The sequence below is a fragment of the Neisseria sp. HMSC065D04 genome, assembly GCF_001815675.1.
Lineage (GTDB): Bacteria > Pseudomonadota > Gammaproteobacteria > Burkholderiales > Neisseriaceae > Neisseria.
The window spans coordinates 1-4,471 of the sequence record NZ_KV821509.1; the positions used below are offsets into that span (position 1 = coordinate 1).

At 50.4% G+C, this 4,471-nt stretch carries 4 protein-coding genes; all 4 read left to right on the top strand.

From position 1 onward, the window contains the following. Nucleotides 1–17 precede the first annotated feature (17 nt). Entirely contained in the window at nucleotides 18–1,184 is a 1,167-nt protein-coding gene (locus tag HMPREF3050_RS06095) for a cytochrome-c peroxidase (RefSeq protein ID WP_070774126.1), read from the top strand. Between the two features lie 559 nt (nucleotides 1,185–1,743). Further along, nucleotides 1,744–3,096 carry an RNA polymerase factor sigma-54 gene (rpoN, locus tag HMPREF3050_RS06100; protein WP_039408316.1) on the top strand — a complete coding sequence of 451 codons (1,353 nt, stop codon included), beginning with the start codon at nucleotides 1,744–1,746 and terminating at the stop codon, nucleotides 3,094–3,096. Nucleotides 3,097–3,162: 66 nt separating this feature from the next. Next, a complete protein-coding gene (raiA, locus tag HMPREF3050_RS06105) occupies nucleotides 3,163–3,477 on the top strand; it encodes a ribosome hibernation-promoting factor, HPF/YfiA family (RefSeq protein WP_003757098.1) in 315 nt (104 codons plus the stop codon). A gap of 443 nt (nucleotides 3,478–3,920) precedes the next feature. Continuing rightward, complete coding sequence (locus tag HMPREF3050_RS06110) at nucleotides 3,921–4,361, top strand: hypothetical protein (RefSeq protein ID WP_009312810.1); 441 nt, start codon at nucleotides 3,921–3,923, stop codon at nucleotides 4,359–4,361. The last annotated feature ends 110 nt before the right edge of the window (nucleotides 4,362–4,471 follow it).

A 4,471-nucleotide genomic window follows, 5' to 3' on the forward strand; every position in this document is an offset into this window, starting at 1 on the left:
TTAGGGGATTTTGGGGAATTTTGCAAAGGTCTCTTGCTGTTTTATCCGCATTAGCCGCCTGTGGCGGACAGGAAAGCAAGGAACAAAAACCTGCTTCCGCACCGACCGAGGCCTCTGCCGTTCAGACGACCCCTGACGCTGCCTCAGCAGCCTCAGCAGCGTCCCAAGCCGCCGTTGACAGCAATGCATCTCCTGAAGATCAAGAGCTGCTCAAACGCGCACAAGGCATCTTCAAACCGCTGCCGAGTGCCGAAGAAATGCAGAAACTGCGCCCGTTTACCGACGAACAGGTCAAACTCGGCCATCAATTATGGTATGAGCCGCGCCTCTCCAAAGGCAACACCGTAAGCTGCAACTCCTGCCACAACCTTGCCACCGCAGGCGTGGACAACCTGCCGACCAGCCAAGGCCATAAAGGACAGTTCGGCGGACGCAACTCCCCGACCGCTTTAAACGCCGCCTTGCTCGGCATGCAGTTCTGGGACGGCCGCGCGGCCGACGTTGAAGAACAAGCCGGCGGACCGTTGGTCAACCCTGTGGAAATGGCAAACGACTCGCAAGAAGCAGCCGCAGCCAAAATCGCCAAAATCCCCGAATATCAAGAACTGTTTAAAACCGCCTTCCCCGAAGACGGCGTAGTTTCCTTCAAAAATATCACCACCGCACTGGGCGCATTCGAACGCACCCTGTTGACGCCGACCAAATGGGACGACTACCTCAAAGGCAATGTCAACGCCCTGAACGAACAAGAGCGCAAAGGCGTGCGCGCCTTTATGGACAACGGCTGTATCGCCTGCCACAGCGGTGTCAACCTCGGCGGCGCAACCTTCCAAAAATTCGGTTTGGTTGAAGGCCCGTACTGGAAATTCATCGAAGATCCGAAACACGACAAAGGCCGTGCCGACGTAACCAAAAAAGCCGAAGACGAATTCTTCTTTCGCGTCCCGGGCTTGCGCAACGTCGCCAAAACTTATCCATATTTCCACAACGGCAGCGTTTGGGAATTGGACAAAGCCGTTACCATCATGGGTAAAGCGCAACTGGGCAAAGACTTATCGAAAGAAGATACCGACAACATCGTTGCCTTCCTGAAAACTCTGTCCGGCAATGTTTCCGACTCCGCCCGCACCATGCCCGAACTGCCTTTGTCTGCACCGATGGAATCCCATCCGAACAATAAATAAGCGGTAAATGAATGAAGGTCGTCTGAAAATTCAGGTTCAACAAAGCCCAAAGCTTTAGAGAACAGGATTTCAGACGACCTTTAATGCCGTTTCATGATCCCGAAGCATTCGATGCCCGTACCCCTTTTCCCACAAATGACAACGTCGGACAAAAACCAGCCTCATATACAATGAAACGCACGCCGTCCAAACAATCACACCTTAAATATAATCAAACATATGATTTATTTAAATTTTTATAAAAACCATCAACAAACAAATCTCCAACCCACATCATCAATATCCGGATACCCATCTTCAAACATGCCTCGTCAGTTGACGGCGGCAAGGCAAAATGTTGAAATACACATCTAGGATAAAAAATAAAAAGCGTTGACCAAACGCCTATAAACACACTGCAAAATCCGTTCAGACGACCCTTTCTTCGCCTCCTTACCAAACCAAACGTCGTCTGAAATCACATAGTGGATGAACAAGAAGCAGTTGACAGCGTAATGTAAGCCAAGCCGCGCCGCTTCAAATCCAATCCACCATAAAACCAATCAACATACATTGCACCATGACCTTACTCGGCCTCAAACTTAGGCAGACCCAACAACTCAACCAACGTCTGCAACAATCCCTGCGCATCCTGCAAATGTCCGGTATCGAACTCGAACGCGAGATCGAAGACTGGTTGCAGGACAATCCCCTGCTCGAACGTCCCGAAGCCGACGAATTTGCAGACGCAGAGTTCAATCACGGTACCACCATGCCGCGCAGCAACCACCTCGGCGGCGACGATGCCGAAGATGCGTGGCTCAACATCGCCAAAGAAGAAGATTTCAACCAATACCTGCACGCCCAAGTGTGCGAACACCCCCTTTCCGACAAAGAAGCCGCCTACGTCCACATCCTTATCGACTTCCTGGACGACCAAGGCTATTTCACCGACAGCATTCAAGACGTTATCGACAACACGCCCTTGGAATGGATGCTGGACGAAGACGAGCTGCAAAACGCCCTCGACCTTTTGCAGACCTTCGACCCGCCCGGCGTTGCCGCCGCCGACCTGACCGAATCCCTGATGCTCCAACTCATGCGCCTGCCCGCCAGCCCCGCGCGTCAGGCGGCCGCCCACCTCATCCAAAGTTCGCTGCACGATTTGGGCAAAAACCGCAAACAAAACATCATCCGCTTCCGCAAACTCTTTCCCGAAATCGACAGCGAAACCATAGAAGCCGCACTCGACATCATCGCCACGCTCAACCCCTACCCCGCCTACGGTTTCGCCTCCTCCGAACCGACCGCCTACATCCAGCCCGACGTTTGGGTCAAAGAAGGCAAAGACGGCTGGAAAGTCATCGGCAACGAAGCCGCCTGGCCCAAACTGCAACTCAACCGTGAATACTGCGAACTCATGAAATCCGCAGAAGACGGCGCGCCCGAGTGGAAAGAAAAAATCAACGAAGCCAAGCAGCGCATCGACTCCCTCGAACTGCGCAAAAGCACCGTCATCCGCCTTGCCGAATACATCGTCAAAAATCAGGAAGACTTCTTCATCTTCGGCGAAATCGGACTCGCGCCCATGCTCATGAAAGACGCAGCCGCCGAATTGGGGCTTGCCGAAAGCACCATTTCGCGCGCCGCCAACCAAAAATATTTGTCTTGCCCGCGCGGACTATTTGCGTTACGCTATTTCTTCACACAGGCAGTCAATTCCGAAGGCGACAAAGAAGGCCTGAGCCAAGGCGCGATTAAAGCCGTTTTGGGGCAGATTATCGAAAACGAAGACAGCAGCAAGCCCCATTCCGACGAAACCCTTGTCCGCCTCCTCAAACAACAGGGCATAGACATCGCCCGCCGCACCGTCGCCAAATACAGGGAATCGCTCGACATCCCGCCGGCACACAAACGCAAACTTACCGAATGACAGTTTTAAACCGCAGTTTTCCCGTTCCGTTTCTGACGGACTGAACCCCACCGAAGGAGCTGTATTATGAATCTGAAAATCACCGGTCTGAATTTCGACGTTACCGAGGCCATCAAAAACTACGTTTCCGAAAAATTGGAACGCATCAACCGCCACGCAGCCAACGCCATTTCCGTTACCATTACCCTTTCCGTGGAAAAACTCAATCAACAGGCTGAAGCAGACATCCATCTGGCGGGTAAAGACCTCCACGTCGAGGCCGTTGAACAAGATATGTACGCCGCCATTGATGTTCTGATGGACAAGCTCGACCGTGCAGTGCTGAAACACAAAGAAAAAAGCGGCGATGTCCGCAACACGGTAAAACCTGCCGCAGAATAGTTCACAATCCTAAAGGTCGTCTGAAAACCTATTTTCAGACGACCTTTACATTAAATTTCCTTTTGCGGCACCAACCCGCACATCACCCCATTTCATCAACCCGCTTCTGAGTTTCTTACCCATAGTGGATTGAATTTAATAGAACACGGCAAAGCCGCCCCATTCCATTAAAACCCATCCGCATATGACCCAAAATCCAACACATCCCACCTCAATGCCTTATCCCGCCACCCGCCCACTTGCATGAAAACGGAATGAAAGATAACATTCCCCTCCTTGCAGCTGGGATAAAATATATGTTGCAATCGCCGGGCAGTCGGGTAAAAGTGCAAAATGATTCTATACAGCGTCACCGCTTTAACATTCAGCACATTTTAAAACATTAGAAATTAAAACCGCCCGCTGCCGACCTATTCATTTACTTTCATTCAGGTAGTTTATTCATGGATCAAAATAACACTCCACACCCTAATGTACCCAACGACACTGCAGTCATGACCGTCAAGGATTGGCTCATCACACTCCTGATACTCGCTATTCCTATAGTAAACCCTATCATGATATTTGTCTGGGCATTTGGGGACGGCAATAAAAACCGCAAACACCTCATGCAAGCTTATTTGTGGATTGCTCTGGTTTGCCTCATTATCATGATCCCACTAGTATTTTTTATAATGAAAAATCTTCCTGCCGAAGCCATGCAGCAATACAATTTGGGACAGCCTGCATATGAAGCACCAATGAACAACATGCCTTCTGAAAAATTTGATGCCAACAACCTCCCTGAGCAAGACTCATCTGCTGATAATATGTTGGAACAAGAAAGCGAAGCTGCCTCAGAAGTTCCTGAAGAAGTTCCCGAAAACGCTGAATCTGCCCAATAATCAGAATTTGCTCCGGCAAGTCAAAAGGTCGTCTGAAAAAGATTTCAGACGACCTTTTAGCATGAATCAATGCTGGCTAATATAGTGGATTAACTTTAAACCAGTACGGC

Bases quoted from the DNA above. Each gene is read 5' to 3' on its own strand.
- rpoN (WP_039408316.1), top strand. From the start codon at position 1,744: ATGACCTTACTCGGCCTCAAACTTAGGCAGACCCAACAACTCAACCAA.
- raiA (WP_003757098.1), top strand. From the start codon at position 3,163: ATGAATCTGAAAATCACCGGTCTGAATTTCGACGTTACCGAGGCCATC.
- HMPREF3050_RS06110 (WP_009312810.1), top strand. From the start codon at position 3,921: ATGGATCAAAATAACACTCCACACCCTAATGTACCCAACGACACTGCA.